Below are 20385 nucleotides of genomic sequence, written 5' to 3'. Positions count from 1 at the left end.
AAATGATAAAGCTGAACGTAGACGGTTCTGAAATAGAAGTATCAGAAGGTAGCACCGTTTATCAAGCCTGTACACAAGCAGGAAAAGAAATCCCTCATTTTTGTTATCATCAGCGTCTAAAAATTGCTGGTAATTGCCGTATGTGCTTGGTTGAAATGGAAAAATCACCAAAGCCTATAGCTTCTTGTGCTATGCCGGTAAGTAACGGTATGGTTATTCATACCGATACGCCGATGGTAAAAAAAGCACGTGAAGGGGTGATGGAGTTTTTACTGATTAACCATCCTTTAGATTGTCCTATTTGTGATCAGGGCGGAGAGTGTAATTTACAGGATCAGGCTTTCAGATACGGCAAAGGTACTAATAGATTCCACGAAAATAAGAGATCTATTAAAGATAAATATATGGGACCGTTGATTAAAACAGCGATGACTAGATGCATACAATGCACAAGATGTATTAGATTTGCGAGCGATATAGCGGGAATAGAGGAAATAGGAGCTATTCACCGTGGAGAACACATTGAAGTAACTTCATATTTAGAGCAAACTTTAGATTCCGAAATTTCCGGTAATATGATCGATATTTGTCCCGTCGGTGCTTTGAACTCTAAGCCTTATGCTTTTAAAGCTCGTAAATGGGAGCTAAAACATACCGCTAGCATTGGAGTGCATGATGCCGAAGGCTCTAATATTCGTATTGATAGTAGAGGCGATGAGGTAATGAGGATATTACCTCGTGTTAATGAAGAAATAAATGAAGAGTGGCTTTCGGATAAGAATCGTTTTAGTTATGACGGTTTAAAATATCAGCGCTTGGATCGTCCTTATATCAGAAAAAACGGTAAGTTAGTAGAAGCTAGCTGGAGTGAAGCTTTAAAGACAGTAGCGGATAAAATAAAATCCGTAAAACCAGAAAAGATTGTTGCTATTGCTGGTTCTCTCTCTTCTGTCGAAGCAATGTTTATGTTAAAAACATTATTGCAAAAGCTTGGCTCTAATAATTACAGCGTTAATCAGTTTGACTATAAACTAGATACCATGCAGCGAGGTAATTATTTATTTAATACTACTATTGCAGGGATAGAAAAGGCTGATTTATGTCTGCTAATCGGAGCAAATCCAAGGCAAATAGCTCCAGTATTAAATAGTAGAATAGGTATGCGAGTACGTGCCGACTCACTAAAAGTAGCAAGAATAGGTGGGGGGCATAACCAAACCTATAAAATTCAGGATTTAGGAAGTGATATTAAGATTATTGAGGAGCTAGCCATTGGTACTCATGAGTTTACGAAAGCCTTAAAAGCAGCAAAATATCTGATGATTATAGTAGGTGACGGTGTATATGCAAGAGATGACGGATATGCTATATTGTCGCTTATTCATAAGATAGTGACTGAATATAATATTATGCGTGATGATTGGAAAGGTTTTAATATATTGCATAATCACGCTTCTATAGTTGGCGGTCTTGATATTGGTTTTAATACTCCTATTAAGCTCGAAGAGTTGGAACTCGCTTATTTACTTGGAACGGACGCCATCCCATTTGATAAGCTGAAATCGACTTTTATAATATATCAAGGACATCACGGGGACGCAGGTGCTAGCAGTGCTGATGTAATTTTACCTGCGGCTGCTTATACCGAGCAGAGCGGAATTTACGTAAATTTAGAAGGTAGACCGCAAATAGCAGAAAAAGCAGTATCGCCTGTAGGGGTAGCTAAAGAAGATATAGAAATTATTAAAGAGCTTGCCGGTTATCTAAAAATAGATATCGGAATGGATAATTTGCAAGAAGTAAGAGTAAGACTTGCTAAAGAATATAAGGTATTTGCTAGTATTGATAGAATTATAGAAAATAAATTTAGTAAGTTTAGCTCTAAAGATAAGTTATCAAAAGAGCCTATAACTGCAGAACCTATTAATTATTATATGACTGACGTGATTAGTAAAAATTCGGTCACTATGGCTAAGTGCGTTGAGGCTAAGGAAGCAAGAGACGAGGAGGTGGCATGATGAAAAATATGCTATTCTCACCCCGTATGTCATTCCTGCAAAAGCTGGATTCTCACTTTTGCGGGAATGATATAATAAGAGTACAACCATGCTAGAACTCTTTTTTGAATATATTTTTCCGTTAATTATCATCGCTCTAAAGGTAGTTGCAATTACTATCCCTTTAATATTGTGCGTTGCGTATTTAACATATGCAGAGCGTCGTGTTATTGGATTAATGCAGCTTCGACGAGGACCTAACGTTGTCGGTCCGTTTGGATTACTTCAGCCTATTGCCGATGCGGTTAAGCTCTTATTCAAAGAGCCGATCATTCCAACCAATTCCGATAAAATATTATTTATTTTAGCACCGATGATAACTTTTATATTAAGTTTAATCGGTTGGGCAGTTATACCCTTTGCAAAGGGCGTAGTTCTGGCAGATATTAATGTAGGTGTTTTATATATTCTTGCTATTTCTTCTTTAAGTGTTTACGGCATTATTATTGCTGGTTGGGCTAGTAACTCAAAATATGCTTTTTTAGGAGCTATACGTTCCTCTGCCCAAATGATTTCTTATGAAATGTCGATGGGGCTGGTTATTATTACCGTGCTACTTACTAACGGTACTCTCAATTTAAGTGGGATCATTGAAGCACAAAGAACAATGCCGTGGTGGATTGATTTAATGCTACTACCTATGGGTGTCGTGTTTTTTATCTCGGTGCTTGCCGAAACAAATAGATTACCTTTTGATTTACCTGAAGCAGAATCGGAGTTAGTTGCTGGCTATAATGTTGAATATTCCTCTATGGGATTTGCTTTATTTTTTCTAGGTGAATATGCTAATATGATATTAGTTAGTGCAATGACTACGACTTTCTTTTTAGGAGGTTACTTGCCGCCCTTTAATATATCGTGGTTAGATTGTATTCCGGGGTTCTTTTGGTTTGTATTTAAGGTCGGATTCTTATTATTTTGTTTTTTATGGATTAGAGCGACCTTACCAAGATATCGCTATGATCAATTAATGCGACTTGGTTGGAAAGTATTTTTACCTCTAACTTTATTTTGGGTAGTGTTAGTATCAAGTGTGCTTGTTTATACAGATAATTTACCGAGTATTTAGGTGTTATTATCATTGTTGCTTGATCGGTTTACCCGTCATTGCGAGGAAATTACGAAGTAATTGACGAAGCAATCTCAGGATATTTGATGAGATTGCCACGCAGCCTACGGCTGTTCGCAATGACAACTCGGTATCCATGCGGGTGATGCCCCGCAGCAATACATCGATCTTTAATATATAATTTTTATGATAAACTATTTAAAATCGTTTTTTCTATATGAGATAGTAAGGGGGATGGTTTTGACTTTAAAGTATTTCTTTAAGCCCAAAGTTACCATAAATTATCCTTATGAAAAAAGCCCTATTAGTCCAAGATTTAAGGGTGAACATGCCCTGCGTCGCTATGAAAACGGTGAAGAACGCTGCATTGCGTGCAAACTCTGTGAGGCGATTTGTCCGGCACAAGCGATAGTAATTGAAGCGGACGAACGAGAAGACGGCAGCAGGCGTACTACTCGTTATGATATAGATATGACAAAATGCATTTATTGCGGATTATGTCAGGAAGCTTGCCCTGTAGATGCAATAGTTGAAGGTCCTAATTTTGAGTTTGCAAGTCTAACTCATACCGCACTTATTTACGATAAGGAAAGATTACTGCAAAATGGCGATAGATGGGAACAGGCACTCGCTAGTAAACTACACAAAGATTACGAGTATAGGTAATATACTCGTTTAATTACTCTTCATTTATTCGGAATATATACGTATATTATGCTATTGTGATTCTGTTAATAGGTTCATTTCAAAAAAGTTAAATTAAAAAAATATATCATGAAAATTCGAACCTTGCATTCGAGATTTCATAAACCTTTGTAATGTAATTATTGCTTTTCTTTTTTTTGACTTTTATTCTCTTAATTATAAAAACTAAAAAACTATATTCCTACTGGAATAAGAGGAACTCATAATAGTACTAATGAGCAATATTTAAAGCTAAAATCATATGATAAGGATTTATATGAACAATTAAAAGCCTCCAAAAGAGCTAGAAGACAAGAGAATTAGTTATAAGAATAATATATAAAGTTACTAAAACACATGCTGTAAGTACAATAATTAATTGTTCAATTTGGATTATAGTTAGTCTTATATTTTTTATTGTACATTGGGAGATTTATAAAAATACGCAAAACAATAATAATTAATCAATCCGTAATATCTGTGCAGATTTTATAGAGCTTTCTAGATGAGAGGATAGAAGAACAATACCGCCGCTATTTGCTTTCATGACAATTAGATTATTGAGTAAAGCCCTATTTTCTTTGCTTAAGTTAGTTTCAACTTCATCAAGCAGCCATAAGTCAGATTGGCAAGCAATAAGCCTTGCTATGGCTACGATTTTCTGCATTCCGCTAGACAAACTATAGCATTTTTTATCTAATAAGTCGTGTAATTTGAAGTAATGAATAGCAGCATATACGGTTGCAGCGGAATTATAAATTTCTGACCAAAATTTTAGATTCTCAAAAACAGTCATTTCTGATTTTAGACCTAAATTATGACCGATATAAGTGCAGTAAAGTTTAGCGATATTGTTAATATTACAGTTTCTATAGTAGATATGACCGCTACTTGGTTGCATAATTCCTGCTATCATTCGTAGCAACGAGCTTTTCCCACAACCGTTAGCTCCTTTTATATATGTTATAGAAGAAGGAAGAAAAGTAATATTTAGATCAAATAAGTTTTTAAATTGTAATTGATGAAGTGACAGCATGTCCTTGTTATACCGTAGCTTGACCACGGTATCCATATAAAAGCAATTCAAAATACTAATAATTTTACTAGATATCGTGGTCAAGCCACGGTATTACAGCTGTTGCTTTTTAATAAATTTAATTTTCATTATGCTCTTCTGGTGTGGTCCGTTAATTCTGTATTATCTTGTTGATTATTATGACCAATTCCAAGTTTCTCACGAGCATCTCTTCAAGCTTCTTTATGATCTGATGCATCAGGATTTACCACATGACTTATATCTATGCCTGTTACCTTATTAGCTTCTTGACCTAGTTTTTTAGTTGCGTTATTTAATTCATGGTTTATTTTTTAGGTTCTTTTGCTATTTTTCATATAAATCTCACTTTTAAGTTCTATAATTAGAGTAGCATTTATATTTTTTGTAAGCAATTAAAATTTTACCAGCAAATTTTCCACCGATAAGCTAAATACATTTAAAATAGAACTCGGCATTAGACCAAAGTAAATAATTAATAATATTAAAGGAGCTATTGAGATTATTTCGTATTTATATAAATCTCTGAAATGCATAATTTCTTTATTGGTAATTTCACCGAGCATTACTTCTTTGTATAATTTCAGCATATAAACCGCCCCGAAGATTATGCCAAGAGCTGCTATAAAGGTTGCTACTACATTCACCTTATAAATCCCAAGCAGGCTTAAAAATTCTCCAATAAATCCACTAGTTCCGGGTAACCCGACAGAGCCGAGCATTGCAATCATAAAAAATGCGGCAAGCACCGGCATTTTACTTGCTACACCACCATATTTAGCTATTTCTTTTGTATGTAATCTTTCGTACAAAGTACCGACTATTAAGAATAGACATGAAGAAATCACACCGTGGCTAAGCATCTGAAATATTGCTCCGCTAACTCCGGCTTTAGTAAAGCTAAAAATACCTATCGTAACATATCCCATATGTGCAATAGATGAATATGCTATCATCTTCTTCATATCTTTTTGAGCAAGCGCAACGAGTGATGCATATATTATAGCAATAACGCTAAGGTAAATTACGTAAATTGCAAATTCTTGTGATACACTCGGACATAGAGGTAGTAATACTCTTAAAAAACCGTAACCGCCGAGTTTTAGCAAAATACCGGCAAGAATAACCGAACCGCTGGTTGGAGCTTGTACGTGTGCATCGGGTAGCCAAGTATGAAAAGGAATAATAGGGATTTTAACGGCAAAAGCAATAAATATAGCCCACCATAAAATTTGCTGAGCAAATAATGGAATATTATCGGTAAGCTGAAAGATATAGGTTAAATCAAAGCTATGCATTTTGCTATAAATATAAATTAATGAAAGTAGGAAAAATACAGAACCAAAGAACGTGTATAAGAAGAATTTAAGAGCCGCATATATTCTATTCTTGCCACCCCATACGCCGATAATAATATACATCGGCACTAATATTGCTTCAAAAAACAGATAAAATAATAGTAAATTTACCGAGGTAAATGCCCCTATACAAAAAGATTCCATTAATAAGAAACATACCAAATATTCTTTAATATATTTTTTAACGGTAAATAAGCTTCCAATTATACAAATAAGAGTAAGAAAAGAAGTTAGAACCACAAAAAGTATTGATATACCGTCAACGCCTACATGGAATTCAAGCCCGATCTTATCAAGCCAAGCGTAGCGTTCAACGAATTGATAAGCGGGGTTTGAGGAGTCAAACTCTATTAAAATATAGATAGTTGAGATGAATGTTAAAACAGAACTAAGCACTGCAACATACATTACATATATCGGTTTATCTGCTTTTTTACTTTGACTAATAAACAGCAAAATATATAGCACGCTTATTAGCGGCAGAAAAATACTGATAGATATAATAGGTAATTCTAACATTCTTTAAGATTTTATGAGTTTTGTTCCGTCATTGTGAAGCAAATTACGAAGTAATTGACAAAGCAATCTCAGGAATTTGTTATTATTTTATGAGATTGCCACGCTCTTTACGTTCGCTCGCAATGACGGTTTTAGTTTTTAACGCAAATAACATCAGTACATTATGTTTTTCCAAACAAAATAACTAATTGTTACAACAATAAATGATACTATATACAAAGCATAATTAAAAACATATCCTGTTTGTATTTTGCCGGTAAGAACGCTAAAGCAATTAACGACTCGTGAAAAACCGTTTGGTCCAAAACGATCGATTATTTGCTGATCGCCAAGATAAAATAAAGAAGCTAAACAGTTAATAGGTTTCACAATTAAGCAATTATATATTTCATCGAAGTAATATTTATTGCGTAATATGTTGGAAATTAATACAAGGGGTGTCATCCCGCGGCTTGACCGCAGGATCCAGGCGTTTTTAATATTTTTACTGGATTTCCGCTTTTGCGGGAATGACATAACAGTACTTGACTTATATAAGTAAATCCCAGTAACAATTCCCACTATACCGACTGCCATAGGTAGTAGCTTAATATATAAAGGCGGGTGGCTAATTAGTAATTTATAAATATGTAAATTAAATAGGCTTGCATGGAAATAACCGTTTGGTTTGTCCATAGCAAGTAAATAATAGCCGATCATACCGCTAAAAAAGCTCCCGACGACAAGTAATATAAGTGGATTATTCATTACTTTAGCCGGTTCGTGAGCATGCTCAAAAACATCTTTTTCTAGCTTAGTTTTGCCATGAAATACCAACATAATAATCTTCATTGAATAAATAGCGGTAAGTATTGCTGCTGCTATTCCAAAAATAAACATAAACGAGCCGCTACTATAAGCCGCTTCTAAAATCGAGTCTTTAGAGTAAAATCCTGCCAAAGGATAAATCCCTATTAGTGCAAGTGAGCCGATTAAGAAGTTGCCATAAGTTACCGGCATTTTATTTCTTAAATCACCCATTTTAAAAATATCCTGCTCGTGAACGGCATGTATTACGCTGCCGGCTGATAAGAATAATAAGGCCTTAAAAAAGGCATGAGTTACTAAGTGAAATATTCCGCTATTATAGGCAGATACTCCGCACGCCATGAACATATAACCAAGCTGACTGCAAGTTGAGTAAGCAATAATCTTCTTGATATCGCTGTGCATAATAGCAATGCTTGCAGCAAAAAGACAAGTAACACCGCCGATAATCGTAATAAATTGTAGAATTAAAGGGCTATATTCAAATAAATACGAGCAGCGTGCTACTAAGAATACTCCTGCCGTTACCATGGTTGCTGCATGAATAAGTGCAGATACTGGAGTCGGTCCTTCCATCGCATCAGGAAGCCATACATGTAAACCGATCTGTGCAGATTTACCCATACAACCGATGAATAATAATAAACAAATAATGTCTAGAATAGAAAAATGTAAAAATATTTTTATATTAGATAATAATTCTGCAGATGACAATACATCTTTGTAATTTGCTGAGCCACAATAAACAATAATCGTTATTACGCCTAAGATAAAAGCAAAATCGCTGGCTCTATTTATTATAAAAGCTTTAATCGCTGCTTTATTGGCTGATTCTTTTGAATACCAAAAACCTATTAGTAAATATGAGCAAACGCCGACGCCCTCCCAACCGAAAAATAACTGTAAGAAATTATCGCTAGATACTAGCATTAACATAAAAAAAGTGAATAAAGAAAGAAAAGACAAGAAGCGTATAATCCCCTTATCTTCGGCCATATAGCCAAGCGAGTAGATATGCACGATGCTTGACACCCATGTTACGGCTATAAACATTATGCTAGTTAGCTGATCGATATAAATCGACCAATTTACTTTAAAAGTTCCAACCTCAATCCATGGTAATAATTTAATATGGATTATATTCCCGTCTAAGCCTGTATCGCAAAATATTATTAATGAGAATAAGGCAGATAAAGATAAAAAGCCGGTTGCAATTACTTGCGCTAATTTTTTGTCTATTACCCTTAAGAATAACCCGTTTATTATGCTAGATGCAAGCGGTAACATGATGATCATTATGCAAATATTTTGATACATCATTATCCCCACATCTGATTAATGTCAGTAATTTCAATGGAGCCTTTATTACGGAAATATATTAGTAATATTGCAAGCCCGATTGAGGTTTCGGCAGCTGCTACGGTTAAGATTATAATACTAAAAATTTGTCCCGATAATTCTTGCATATATATGGAAAATGCAACAAAATTTATGTTAACTGCAAGCAGCATTAACTCAATAGACATTAATATATTGATAATATTTTTGCGATGCATAAATAATCCAAACATTCCGATAGTAAAAACTAAGCTGCTTAAGATTAAATAATGATTAAGCGAAATATATTCATTCATATTTAATATTCTCAACACCTTTATTTAGAATAGGCTTTGTCATTAATACGGTATTTTCTTTATTGTGACGTAGTTGTTTTGATATATCTTGACGTTTTACTCCCTCACGCTTCTTTAGTGTTAACGTAATACATGCAATCATAGCGACAAATAATATAAGGCCCGCCATTTGAAACGGTAGCATAAAGTCTGTGTAGAGTACGCCTCCTATTGCTTTAGTATTTGAGATATTATTTGTTATGGTAAACGATACATTGGAGTTGAAATTAATATTTTTAGTACCAAGTAAAATAATTATTACTAAATCGGCAAACATAATCAAAGCTATAAAAATACTTAAAGCTAGATTTGCTTTTAGTTGCGTTATTGTCTTATTAAAATGCATATCTAGCATCATTATCACAAATAAGAATAATACTGCTACAGCTCCAACATAAATCACTATCAGCATCATAGCTAAAAATTCTGCTCCAAGCAAAATCATAAGCCCTGCACCGTTGATAAATGCAAAAATTAACCATAATACCGAATATACGGAATTTTTGCTTAAGACAACGCATACGCTACTGATAGTTATTAATGTTGCAAATAAATAAAAAAATATAGGCATGGTGTTTATATAGGTTGTGTCGTATCTCTATTTTATCCTCGTAAAACTCGTTTTACAACATTAGGTTCTTTCTCAATAATCTTAAGAAGTAATTTTGCAGCTCCGGTAGGTAATCTTCTGCCTTGTTCCCAGTTTCTTAAAGTTGCAACACTCACTCCAAATGTTGTAGCAAATTGTTGTTGTGTTAATTTTAACTTATCTCTTGCTTCATGCACGTCTATATTAGATAATTTTATATCATGTTTATTTGCTTTTAATTTTCCTTTAGTATATAAAACAGCCTCTTGCATTCCAATTAATATACTTTTGTCGGTTTGATTAGTATTTTTATTATTTATTTTTGCCTCGTCCGACATATAATTTTCCAATTCTTCAGTTAGTTTTTTTAATTCATTACAACTATTATGATTAATATTTTCCATCTTACTTTTTATAAAACCGGTTATTAAAAATACCGGCATATTTTCATTGTAGTAAAAATAAATTATTCTTATACTGCCACTTTTACCTTTATTATTACTACTTATAAGTAAATCGTAACTTTCTTCTTATACCTCCAGTGCCTTTTATTATATCACCTTGGTCAGGATTAGCAGCAATGTAATGTATTATTTCAAAGCATTCTTTTTTATTTAAATTATTCTGAGCGAATTTTTGAAACTCTGGAAGCTCAACAACTGAAATCAGTTTTTTACTCATAATAATTATACGCCATTGGCGTAGGAGAATCAATAAATAATTTTTGTTTAGTATCATGGATACCGTGGCAAGACCACGGTATGACAGAGTGCAAATTGGCTACACCAACAAAGCATTAGAAGAAAATTTCTTGATCATCGGAATAAATAAGCTTTCTAGTTCTTTGCGTATTTCTTCCTTGTTTTCTACTTTTTGACCTTCTTTACTTAAAGTTAGCTCGCCTTTTTCTACATGACCAAGTACAGCCTCAATGATTGCTTTTTTATCATGTTTACCATCCATATATCTAAGTGCAAACTTCTCAAAGAAATTAACGCCGATCGGTTCATGTTTTAAATTTGTAACCCACATAGAAGGTGTATGGGTTGCTTGATGTATCACCATTTTTGTTGTTTTAGGCTTATCAAGCTCAGGGTTATTTCGATGCTTCTGATTTGTAATACTAATATAACCTTGTAGTACTAGCTTCATTGCATTATTTAAAAGCTCAGCTTTGATTTCGTTTAATTTAGTATTATGTAGCTTTTTATTAGCTTCAGTGGTTATTTTCTCAAAGCTTAACGGATTATTTAGATTTTCGCTGAAAGTGTATAAAATAGCTTTCATATAAGGCGAACTAGTTGTTAAGTTAGAGTCTTGATTGCCGTTTAAGAAGAATTTTAAATTTTCGGAAGCATTATTAAGATCTATTTCTTTGAGTGGTTTTTCAGGCACTATATTAAAGATTATATTAAATTTCGTTATATCATCATTGTTAATATTTCTATTAATTTTCACATCACTATGACATAGTAAAGTGGTTCTAAAACGACGATTCGTAATGAAATCCATATATTGTTCGGTTCTAACTATATCGTTTACCGCTTTTAACTGCTCTACTACTTTCGGCGGCATATTACCGAGATACATAGTCGAAAGATTACAATCGGCTAAATATTGTAAATTGTGCTTTCTTGCTTCATTCATAAATTCATGGAAGTAGAATTGAGCATTTTCTTCTTCTAGATGATCATGACGTAAATAATGATCGGTTTGTTTAGCAAGTAGCCCTGCTTCGGTTTTTAATGCTTCTGCATAAGGAGTTTTAGAGTTTTCTAAGCTATCCTTAACAAATTCTAGTAACAATCTAGATTGAGCTATTCTATCCCGTACATTTGCAAATGAGCTAGAATGATACATCATCATATCTCTAATAGTACGGACCATATTCCAGCCAGGGAGGGTATTATAGCTAATATATGCTATTCCGTTTGGACTAAGATTTTTATTACAAACTTCAAAAATTTTATCTCTAACGGTTTTTGGTACCCAAGAAATTACGCCATGGCAAATTATATAATCAAACTTACCGAAAGAATCGTTAATATCAGTTATCGAACAATGATGGAACTCTATATTTTTTAATCCTAGTGCTTTAACATTTTTATTTGCTTCGTCAATTTGTACCTTAGACAAATCAACCCCAACAAAATAAGCTTTTGGATAAAGAACTGCATGTGGTATTAAATTACCGCCTGCTGCACAACCAAGCTCTAATATTTTTGCATTCTCGACTTCAGGAGCATTTACACCGAAAAGAGTTGCAAGTGTACTTAAGTGATAAGGATGTGTAAGAGCATATGGGTAGCTTTCATACGGTATTTCATCATAAGTGTTATGATCTGAAACCGCACCGTTAACAACGGATTGTGCGGAATGTGTTTTTTTTGCCATCTTATCATGACCGTTAGGGGTAGAAGAAGAGTTAGTAGCTTTTGGAGACATATTTTTCCCTTATATAGTTGAATTATTCGTGTCATCCCGCTGGATGATGACATTGTAGCTTTCATATAAATATTTCACAGAATTATTAAAATGGCAATCTATAAGTAAATCCTATGCCAAATTCTCCAACGGCTATAGTTTTTTTGATAGGATTTGTTGGCACGAATTGCCCCGTTTTCATATCAAGCGTATCATAATTAATTCTTACTCTATATGCCGTTTGTAATTTTGCAGTTGCATCAATACTTAAATTTGAAGTTACATCTTGTGAAATTCCAAGACCTGCTTGCCAAGCAACACAATTTTTATGAGTTTTGTTTACTTTAAAATAATCGCTATTTATAACACTCCACCTAGAAGAGGTAGGCTTAACTTTTACTTGTGCTATTCCACCTCCAAGTATTACAAAAGGTGTGAAAGTTTTTATTTTTTCTAAATCATAAATAAGATTTAGCATATATAGATTTGATAATACGGTAGTATTACCTGGGGTTTTAGGAATAGTGAGACCATTACTTAAATTTTGCTGAGGTAATACGTAATGCAGACTATATTTAGGTTGATAAGTTGCTGAGAATTCAATAGCTATCTTTGGATATATTATATAGCCTATTTTTCCACTATACATACTTGATTTTTTTAAAATTATTTCGGTATTTGAGTGTTTATGTCGGAATTTACTAACGACCGGTTCAATTATTCCGCCTTCTACTCCTATATAGAACCCTGTTTCTTTTGCGAAAGCAATGTTATTAAAAATGATGATAGTAATAAAAAATAATTTTAGTAATTTAGTCATTATAATTGCTTAAAAAATAAAAAAATATTATATACCCCCTTTATTAATGGTCAATCATATTTTTCCTAATTATGGAAGCAATTATACCAAATAGTAATAAAGTCATAGTTACAGTGAACGCAACATATTCCGGAATCGCTATATAATGATGAATAAATATTTTAAAGCTGATAAATATTAAAATTAAAGCCAAAGAATATTTTATATAACTGAAACGTTCTACAATTTCTGCTAAACAAAAGAATAACGCTCTAAGCCCTAAAATAGCAAAAATATTTGAAGTATAAATTATATAAACATCATTAGTAATTGCGAATATTGCTGGTATACTATCTATAGCAAAGACTAAATCTATTGCTTCTATCAGTACTAGAGATATAAAAAGGGGGGTGCAATATAGTTTGTTATTACGTTTAACAATAAATTTATTCCCTTCAAGGTTAGGGGTAATATTTAGATTTTTTATTATTGACTTGTAAATATAAGAATTCTGTATATCAAAAGTTTTATGTGATACATAGAAAGTTTTTATACCTGTAGCAATAAGTATTACGGCAAAAATATATAATAACCAGGCAAATTTATTTATAAGAATAATACCGCCGTAAATCATTACAGCTCTGAATATTATTACGCCTATTATACCGAAAAATAAAACACGATGTTGATATTGCCAGGGAATTTTAAAAAATTGGAAAATAATAGAGATAACAAAAATATTATCAAGTGACATAGCTTTCTCAATGAGAAAGCAAGTATAATATTCACGAGCATGATCTGCCCCCGTATTATAGTAAACATAGATACCGAATAAACAAGCTATTACAAGATAGAAAAGACTAAAAAGTACGCTTTCTTTAAAGCTCATTATGGTATTGTTTTTGTGTATTATTCTCAAATCGAGAATTAGTAAAGCAGCGATTACCGTATAAAAAATAATCCAACTCATTTATTTATCTCTTCATTTTATATTGCATGTGGAAATATAGTCCTCCCTCAAACATAACTCTTAGCTGGAATCTTATAGTATTTTCTCCTTGTTTTAAATAACGCTTTATATCAATCGGTAAATTTTTAGCTTGTAATGCTTGACCTTGGTCATTTCCATTGTTACAGTACCTTTTCTCATCTAGAGAATCAATGTTAGTAGGGAAGCTAAGTAACTTTGTGTCGTTGACATATATTAATGTGCAATCATCATACCATAAATCTTTTACTTCAAAATACTCAATATCGTCCATTATTGCATCTAAAGTTACTTTGAATTCTACAGTATGCAATATTGTATTGTCCGGTTTATTTGTTGCAGTTATAAGTGCTCCATCCTTTGGAAATGCCATAATGCTCCCATGTGGTACCGGTTTTTTGTTGAAGATATAGTCACCTATTTGAGTTACCGGATTATAAGGGGTCTCAAGTAATTGGTCTGATGGAAAGTCGTTATAATCAACTTTTATGGGGAATCCTTTAAATTTTCTACAGCCGACATTGTGGCCTAAAGGTTCAAACTCGACAACCTTTCTATCAAAATATGATAAACAATGGCGTTCTAAAGGTTTATTAGGATCAATAGGTATCCAATTCGTCGGGCATTTTCCTTTTGCAAGTTCTCCTATATCGCTTTCAGGCCATTCTGCATTACCGTGATTGTTACCGGAAGGAGCTTTCTCTGTGCTAGGAATTTTAGCACAAGTAGGTACTAATATAGGAGCACAAAGATTTAGCTCTTGCCAAGTTTTATCTCTTACATCCTCAGTCTCAGCGTTATATGTCGGCTCAGGAGGAGTATTGTTATCTCCTTTTGTATATGTCACTGTATAATATTTTGAAGGATCTACCGGTACTAATATTGGTCCTATGTTAGGTTTCGGCTCGATTCTATCTGTATAATCCCTACTTAAAACACATATTGGAGTATTAGCCTTATCGTTATTGGTATAGCATTTACTCGGAATCTTATTTATATTGCAAGTATAAATTGTAATACCTCTTCCTGGACCTGACACTGTTTCTTCTAGAGTACAGCGCGTTAGATCTATATCTTTTTTACATAAGCCAAGATTTGGATATTTAACGTTATATTTATTTTTAAAATCTTTACAATTTATAGTATCGTTGTTGTTGAGTTTAGCAAGTACACAATTTATTGAGTCATGATTGTAACCGGGCATAGGTGATCCATCAGGTAAAGTAGGACGCAGCATAGGGTTACAATGTTGGAAATTTTTCGGCATCAAGCAGGCATGCGTTCCACCTTGGATATATTTACCATTTATATATTCTAAATATTTTAAATATACCGCACTTGAGTCAGGATTTCCATTACTATCATAAGGTGCTTTATCGTCTTTATATTTACCGTGAATAGTCAACTGATTTAGAGCATTCTCTCCTGAAAACGGCATAGCAATATATTTATCTTCCTTTGGATCTTTAGGTATAAACGCAACGGAAGAACTATACTTATAACCGGCAAGCATTACTATGCTTTCTGTGTCAGTGGGGTTGGGAGGTGGAGGTCCGGCGTATGCTAACGGCGTTACAAGAGTGCTTGTTTCATCTATGATATTGTCGCCTTCTCTTACTTGTACTGACGCAATGAATTGCGGTTTATAATAAGCATCGTTGGGATTGCTATTATTAGTACAGGTAATTCCGGCATATTGCTTTGCACATTCATAAGCAGCTAAGCTGTAAGAATGATTTACTCGCGGTACACAATCTATTAAATTACCGGACTCAAATAAGCAAATATTATTAGGATTTTGCTTATCGTCTTCGGTATTACTAATAGAGACATAAAGCTTTCTATCTTTACCGTTGTTGTCTTTTAAGATGACATCTGTCTTTATAGGCATTAAGCTAGTTGTATCTTGCTTTTGTACCTCAGGAAATTTTACGCTTACATCCTTAAATTCACCGATATTAACTCCCCACACTTTTTGACAGGTAGTTGAATTAGAACTTGGACAGTCCGGTATATCGCTTATGTAGTAATCGCTGGGTGTTTCTACATTTCCAATTTTCTGCGAATATACTATTCTAAATCCCTCATTACAACCGTTAGCCGTAACACTACATGGCGTAGAAATTTCTGTATTAATACATGGAGTGTTGCCTGAAGTATTCTTACACGATTTAATTAAATCTTTAAAAGCCGTATTAGTATGAGTAATTTTTGCTGAAGAAAAATCTATATTACGTGGTTCTACACAAGTTTTGAGGTCAGAGCGAGAACTCGTGCAAAGCGGAACAAGATTGCTAAAGCTAACACGTATGGTATTATTAACAATATTGTTTTTAACATTAATATTAGATGGTACTACACAAGCCGGATTAGTAGAAGATTGGTCAAACTGGCCGCTTGCATCTTTTATGCTACATACATTATGAGCACTCGCACTAGTGCTAATATAATCTAAATTTGGACAATATGGTGGTGGAAAAGGCCCTAAAGGTAATTGTACACAACCAAAAGAATAGCTATCTACAGCACCGTTTAATGACCCAAGTGCTTCAATAATTTTTATTATTAAAGCAGGAAAAAAATTAAAAATCTCTCCTATTGCATTAAGTATTGATTGAAGTACTTTTATAAATTCTGAATTTTGATCTATCATACCAAGAAGCTGCCCTAATAAACTTGGTAAACTTACTCCTTTTATCGTTTCAACTAAAAATTTTAATACTTTTGCAATAGGGCTAAGTTCGTTAGTGTGATGAAGAGGTTGACGATTAGGATTCCAGTCCATCGGATCAAGATGTACACCAGAATCTGAAACAAGGTTAACAAGTCCAGGATCGCTATAAGCACAAAGTTTAGGAGGTTTTAAAGTAATTATTTTTCCGTCTATACCGATTATCTTATTATCAGTTTCTGTATAACCGACTTTATTGAGATGTACTCCATCGGTATAACCTGGATCTGCAGGGGAAGGTGGGGCATTTATCCCGGGAGGTGGAGGCATATCCGGTACGGCAACTCTAGCACAGACTCTAGTTAGAGGTATACCGTAACCTGTAGGCCATAATACACATTCTCCATCCCAATTTAAAGTAGAGTTTTGGTGCCAACAAGCTATGGCATTACAGCTTTGAACTCTAATACGAATTTTTGGAGTAAAGTAACTACTATCAGGAGCTTCTTCTGCACATCTATTGAGTAAAAAACCGATAAATATACCTGGGTAATCAAATTTTAATAAACAAGTATCATTATTACGACCGTCGCTTTTATTCCAAGGAGGACATAATGTGCCTGGTTTAAAAGGTCCTCTTGGCTTTGCATTGATGCCTCCATCCTTATTCCAAATTTCCGTTCTCTCACTTTGACCGCAATTACATGGATCGCTAAGACACGTGACTATATCATCCCAAATAGATGCATATACATTAAATGAGAAAAATGAAAATAAGAAAAATAGTAAATATTTTTTTAACACTTTGAGTATTCTTTATGCTCGTTGTTTTTATAGTTCATAATAAATTATTGTCATCCCACGAGCTTGTAGCGGGATCCAGTCCTTTTTAATTTTTTTTGGATCCCATAATAAATCACGGGATGACAGAGTGAAATATTAGTCCGTATTTAACTCATTATATAGGTAATTAACCCAATTATCCGGAGGACCTTGGTGTTGTTCAAGTATTTTTTTATAAATATCCATTTCCTCCTGTCTGCTTGATAAAATACGGACAACTCCTATTAAAGCGGCAATACTTAATTCAGAAGCTATCGATTCATTATCCTTACTAATTAAGAACATTCTTGCAGAAAGTATTAGCTGTGATAATTTTCGTATTTCCGGCTTGCTTAAACCTAAAATTTTATCTAAATCTTCTATTTTAACGTCAGACGGTAGAATAATTTTAGTATTAATTAAATCAAGCCAAGGTTTTATAGTATATTTTGGATATGACTTAAGATAAATAAAATTGAAATTACTGACGAAAATACCGTTATTTTGAGACAAATTATTATAGATTAAATTTATATTATCATAATAAATCTCAGGTCTGTAAAGTTTATCAAAATTATCGGCAGCAAATATTTTAGGTTTTGTGCCAACTAGACTTAAATGATAAGTAAAAGCATAAATTACTGCTGCACTAATACTTTGGTGTTTCTTTAAATTATTATTAAATTGTTCTAAAAATTTTCTCTCCGTCGGGTAAAATTGTTTAGAAAACGGCTCATCAGAAAGTTTATATAAATTAAACCCTATAACTTTCCCTTCTTCAATGTTAAGAGACGATCCGTCAAATAATCCGGAATATAATTGTTCTTCGGTAAAAACTTTAAGTTTATCAAGTATTTGTATTCCTCCTTCCTCCTTAAAATCTTCTAATTTTAAAATATCGGAAAAAATACGTTTTTCTTTTTCAATTGATAAAATTTTATTTTTTAATTTCTCTAGAAAGGATATCTCTATTTCGCTAAGAGGTGAAATATAATGACCACTGATTAATTTTAAAAATTCTAAAATGAATGCTTGTGATTTTTCTGTATCATCTACTAAAAATGGATTGATAATTTGTTTGTCCGGTTCTAACCATTTGCCTTCTATTGCCTCGATAAAAATTTTAGAATCATTATTATTAGAGATATAAATTATTGTTGGATCGTATTTAGTCGATTCTGATATTAAAAAGTTCAATAATACGGTTTTGCCGGTTTTCCCCGTACCAAAGATGCAAGTATTACCTTTATTCGTTTTATCATGAAAATTCATGAAATATGGAGTACCTTTCTCGGTTCGCAGTAAAGTTATAGCCTTACCCCAAGGATTATATTGATTACCGAGTGTAGTATTATGAAGAGCGGTAAGAGAAGCAATATGCTCTACGGATAATGGCGACATTCTACGTATAAAGGCAAAGTTAGCAGGTAATTGCGACCAAAATATTTGCTCAATATTAATATCTTCTTTTACATGAATAATACCAAGTTTAAAAAGTTCGGTTGATGCTTTAGCTACGGCTGCATCTAGTTTATTTTCATCTTCTTCTATAACGGCAATTGAAATTTGCTGATTACAAAATTGAAAATCTAAGTTAGCTGCATCAAGCTTATTAATCCCTTTGTGATTAAGTAAAGTTGAGTCGTTAGTAATTTTTAGAATATAATCTTGACCACGCAATTTGGATATTACTTGTTTTTTGCTAACAAAGTAAAATATTTCAGTTATTATTAATTCAATCGGTAACTGTAAAAATTTATCCAGTGTATTAGAAGGAGTTTCATGATATTCTTTTATAGATAGTAAAGAAACGAATTTATTATTTTTCTCATGATCCGTAACTACCATTTTATCGCTGCTAATTGTATAAATACTTCTACCTATTGCATCGGATAAATCTATTATAGGTACCAAACAATCATTATTATTAAGGTTAGCTATGCGATTATATAAAAATAAAGGATTAGAAAAAACATTATCATTTTCAAATATTATACCGAGTTTTTCAGCACTGAATTCGTTTAAATCATTTAAAATATTATTAGTGATATTGTCTAATTTTTGAAAAGCTGAATCTAAGTAGTTATTTTCAAAATCAGTAATTAATTTATGAGATAAAGAATTTATTAAAGAGTTAAAATTTGTGATGTTAACTTTAGCAGAATCATGTACTATAGATATATATAAAGTATTAACGAATTTATCATTCCAATGGTTTTTTCTTTGCCATAAGGTATGAATATTTGCCGGTAATAATTTTTTGTAAGGAGTTGAATCGTCTAAGTTTTGTTTTTCTCGTATTGTATGTAGCCAAAAAGCAAAATCATAATCGGTTATATTCTTTTTTATAGAAACTCTAACCATTTCACGTAAATTTTGTATGTTATCGCTTATTTTCTCTGAGGTAATGCCGTGTATTTTGATAATTTGTAGTAATTTACCGTCTTTGGTAAGTAAAGTATTTTCATTATAATGACATGCTATAGGTATAAAATTAGGAGCATTATAATTATATATATCTTTATCAAATTTTCGTAAACCACTAAACACAAATAACCTGAATTTAAATTATCGTTTTGTATACTCGTTCAACTTGAAAAATTGGCTACGTCGTCTTTGTAAGTCCTCGGATGCTCACGTATTGAGTATACGCTCCTCCGCCCCTCGGCTTACAGACTCCTTGCTCTTTTCCAAGTTGAACTTCGTATAATAACTCTTCATTTCACAGGAGTATATACTAATGAACTTTGCCTGTGTGGATGCTAGAGGCGTCATTGCGAGCAGCCGTAGGTCTCTACTCGATGTCATTCCCACGAAAGCGGGAATGACATAAGAGCCATGCAACAAAACCAATTTAACAACAACTAGAAA

General features: G+C 33.1%; 16 protein-coding genes. 3 read left to right on the top strand and 13 right to left on the bottom strand.

Annotation, left to right across the window (positions count from 1 at the left end):
* Positions 1-2 precede the first annotated feature (2 nt).
* The 3 genes from nuoG to nuoI all read left to right on the top strand — a co-directional run bounded on the left by nuoG (position 3) and on the right by nuoI (position 3792).
* Complete coding sequence (gene nuoG / locus RC_RS06090; RefSeq protein ID WP_041471777.1) at positions 3-2018, top strand: NADH-quinone oxidoreductase subunit NuoG; 2016 nt, start codon at positions 3-5, stop codon at positions 2016-2018.
* Positions 2019-2106: 88 nt separating this feature from the next.
* Positions 2107-3126 carry an NADH-quinone oxidoreductase subunit NuoH gene (gene nuoH, locus RC_RS06085; protein ID WP_010977795.1) on the top strand — a complete coding sequence of 340 codons (1020 nt, stop codon included), beginning with the start codon at positions 2107-2109 and terminating at the stop codon, positions 3124-3126.
* Positions 3127-3312: 186 nt separating this feature from the next.
* Complete coding sequence (nuoI, locus tag RC_RS06080) at positions 3313-3792, top strand: NADH-quinone oxidoreductase subunit NuoI (protein WP_010977794.1); 480 nt, start codon at positions 3313-3315, stop codon at positions 3790-3792.
* Between the two features lie 478 nt (positions 3793-4270).
* Here nuoI and ccmA read toward each other — a convergent pair whose 3' ends face one another.
* The 13 genes from ccmA to RC_RS11115 all read right to left on the bottom strand — a co-directional run bounded on the left by ccmA (position 4271) and on the right by RC_RS11115 (position 20367).
* On the bottom strand, positions 4271-4846 hold the full coding sequence (gene ccmA / locus RC_RS06075) for a heme ABC exporter ATP-binding protein CcmA (protein WP_016830969.1): 576 nt from the start codon (positions 4844-4846) through the stop codon (positions 4271-4273).
* Positions 4847-5259: 413 nt separating this feature from the next.
* Positions 5260-6741, bottom strand: a complete 1482-nt coding sequence (locus RC_RS06070) for an NADH-quinone oxidoreductase subunit M (RefSeq protein WP_010977792.1) — start codon at positions 6739-6741, stop codon at positions 5260-5262.
* A gap of 153 nt (positions 6742-6894) precedes the next feature.
* Entirely contained in the window at positions 6895-8868 is a 1974-nt protein-coding gene (nuoL, locus tag RC_RS06065) for an NADH-quinone oxidoreductase subunit L (protein ID WP_041471749.1), read from the bottom strand.
* Entirely contained in the window at positions 8868-9182 is a 315-nt protein-coding gene (gene nuoK, locus RC_RS06060) for an NADH-quinone oxidoreductase subunit NuoK (protein ID WP_016830967.1), read from the bottom strand. Before nuoK ends, nuoL begins: the two co-directional genes overlap by 1 nt.
* Positions 9175-9792 carry an NADH-quinone oxidoreductase subunit J gene (locus tag RC_RS06055; RefSeq protein ID WP_010977789.1) on the bottom strand — a complete coding sequence of 206 codons (618 nt, stop codon included), beginning with the start codon at positions 9790-9792 and terminating at the stop codon, positions 9175-9177. Before RC_RS06055 ends, nuoK begins: the two co-directional genes overlap by 8 nt.
* Positions 9793-9824: 32 nt before the next feature.
* Positions 9825-10277 carry a helix-turn-helix domain-containing protein gene (locus RC_RS09980; protein ID WP_233417478.1) on the bottom strand — a complete coding sequence of 151 codons (453 nt, stop codon included), beginning with the start codon at positions 10275-10277 and terminating at the stop codon, positions 9825-9827.
* Between the two features lie 34 nt (positions 10278-10311).
* Positions 10312-10548 (bottom strand): hypothetical protein, encoded by a 237-nt coding sequence (locus RC_RS09975; protein ID WP_010977787.1) that lies wholly within the window; start codon positions 10546-10548, stop codon positions 10312-10314.
* Positions 10549-10590: 42 nt separating this feature from the next.
* Positions 10591-12255 (bottom strand): methyltransferase regulatory domain-containing protein, encoded by a 1665-nt coding sequence (locus tag RC_RS06040; protein ID WP_010977786.1) that lies wholly within the window; start codon positions 12253-12255, stop codon positions 10591-10593.
* 85 nt (positions 12256-12340) lie between these two features.
* The gene (locus RC_RS06035; protein ID WP_010977785.1) at positions 12341-13054 is read right to left on the bottom strand and encodes an outer membrane protein; all 714 of its coding nucleotides are present in this window, start codon (positions 13052-13054) and stop codon (positions 12341-12343) included.
* Positions 13055-13097: 43 nt separating this feature from the next.
* A complete protein-coding gene (locus RC_RS06030; protein WP_010977784.1) occupies positions 13098-14003 on the bottom strand; it encodes a TerC/Alx family metal homeostasis membrane protein in 906 nt (301 codons plus the stop codon).
* 4 nt (positions 14004-14007) lie between these two features.
* Positions 14008-17496 carry a hypothetical protein gene (locus RC_RS06025; protein WP_010977783.1) on the bottom strand — a complete coding sequence of 1163 codons (3489 nt, stop codon included), beginning with the start codon at positions 17494-17496 and terminating at the stop codon, positions 14008-14010.
* Positions 17497-17631: 135 nt separating this feature from the next.
* On the bottom strand, positions 17632-20064 hold the full coding sequence (locus RC_RS06020) for a VirB4 family type IV secretion/conjugal transfer ATPase (protein WP_010977782.1): 2433 nt from the start codon (positions 20062-20064) through the stop codon (positions 17632-17634).
* Between the two features lie 84 nt (positions 20065-20148).
* Positions 20149-20367, bottom strand: coding sequence for a palindromic element RPE5 domain-containing protein (locus RC_RS11115; protein ID WP_071597821.1), 219 nt, complete (start codon positions 20365-20367; stop codon positions 20149-20151).
* Positions 20368-20385: the final 18 nt, after the last annotated feature.

This window comes from Rickettsia conorii str. Malish 7, from assembly GCF_000007025.1.
Taxonomy (GTDB): Bacteria; Pseudomonadota; Alphaproteobacteria; order Rickettsiales; family Rickettsiaceae; genus Rickettsia; species Rickettsia rickettsii.
This window is presented reverse-complemented; position numbering and strand designations above follow the sequence as displayed.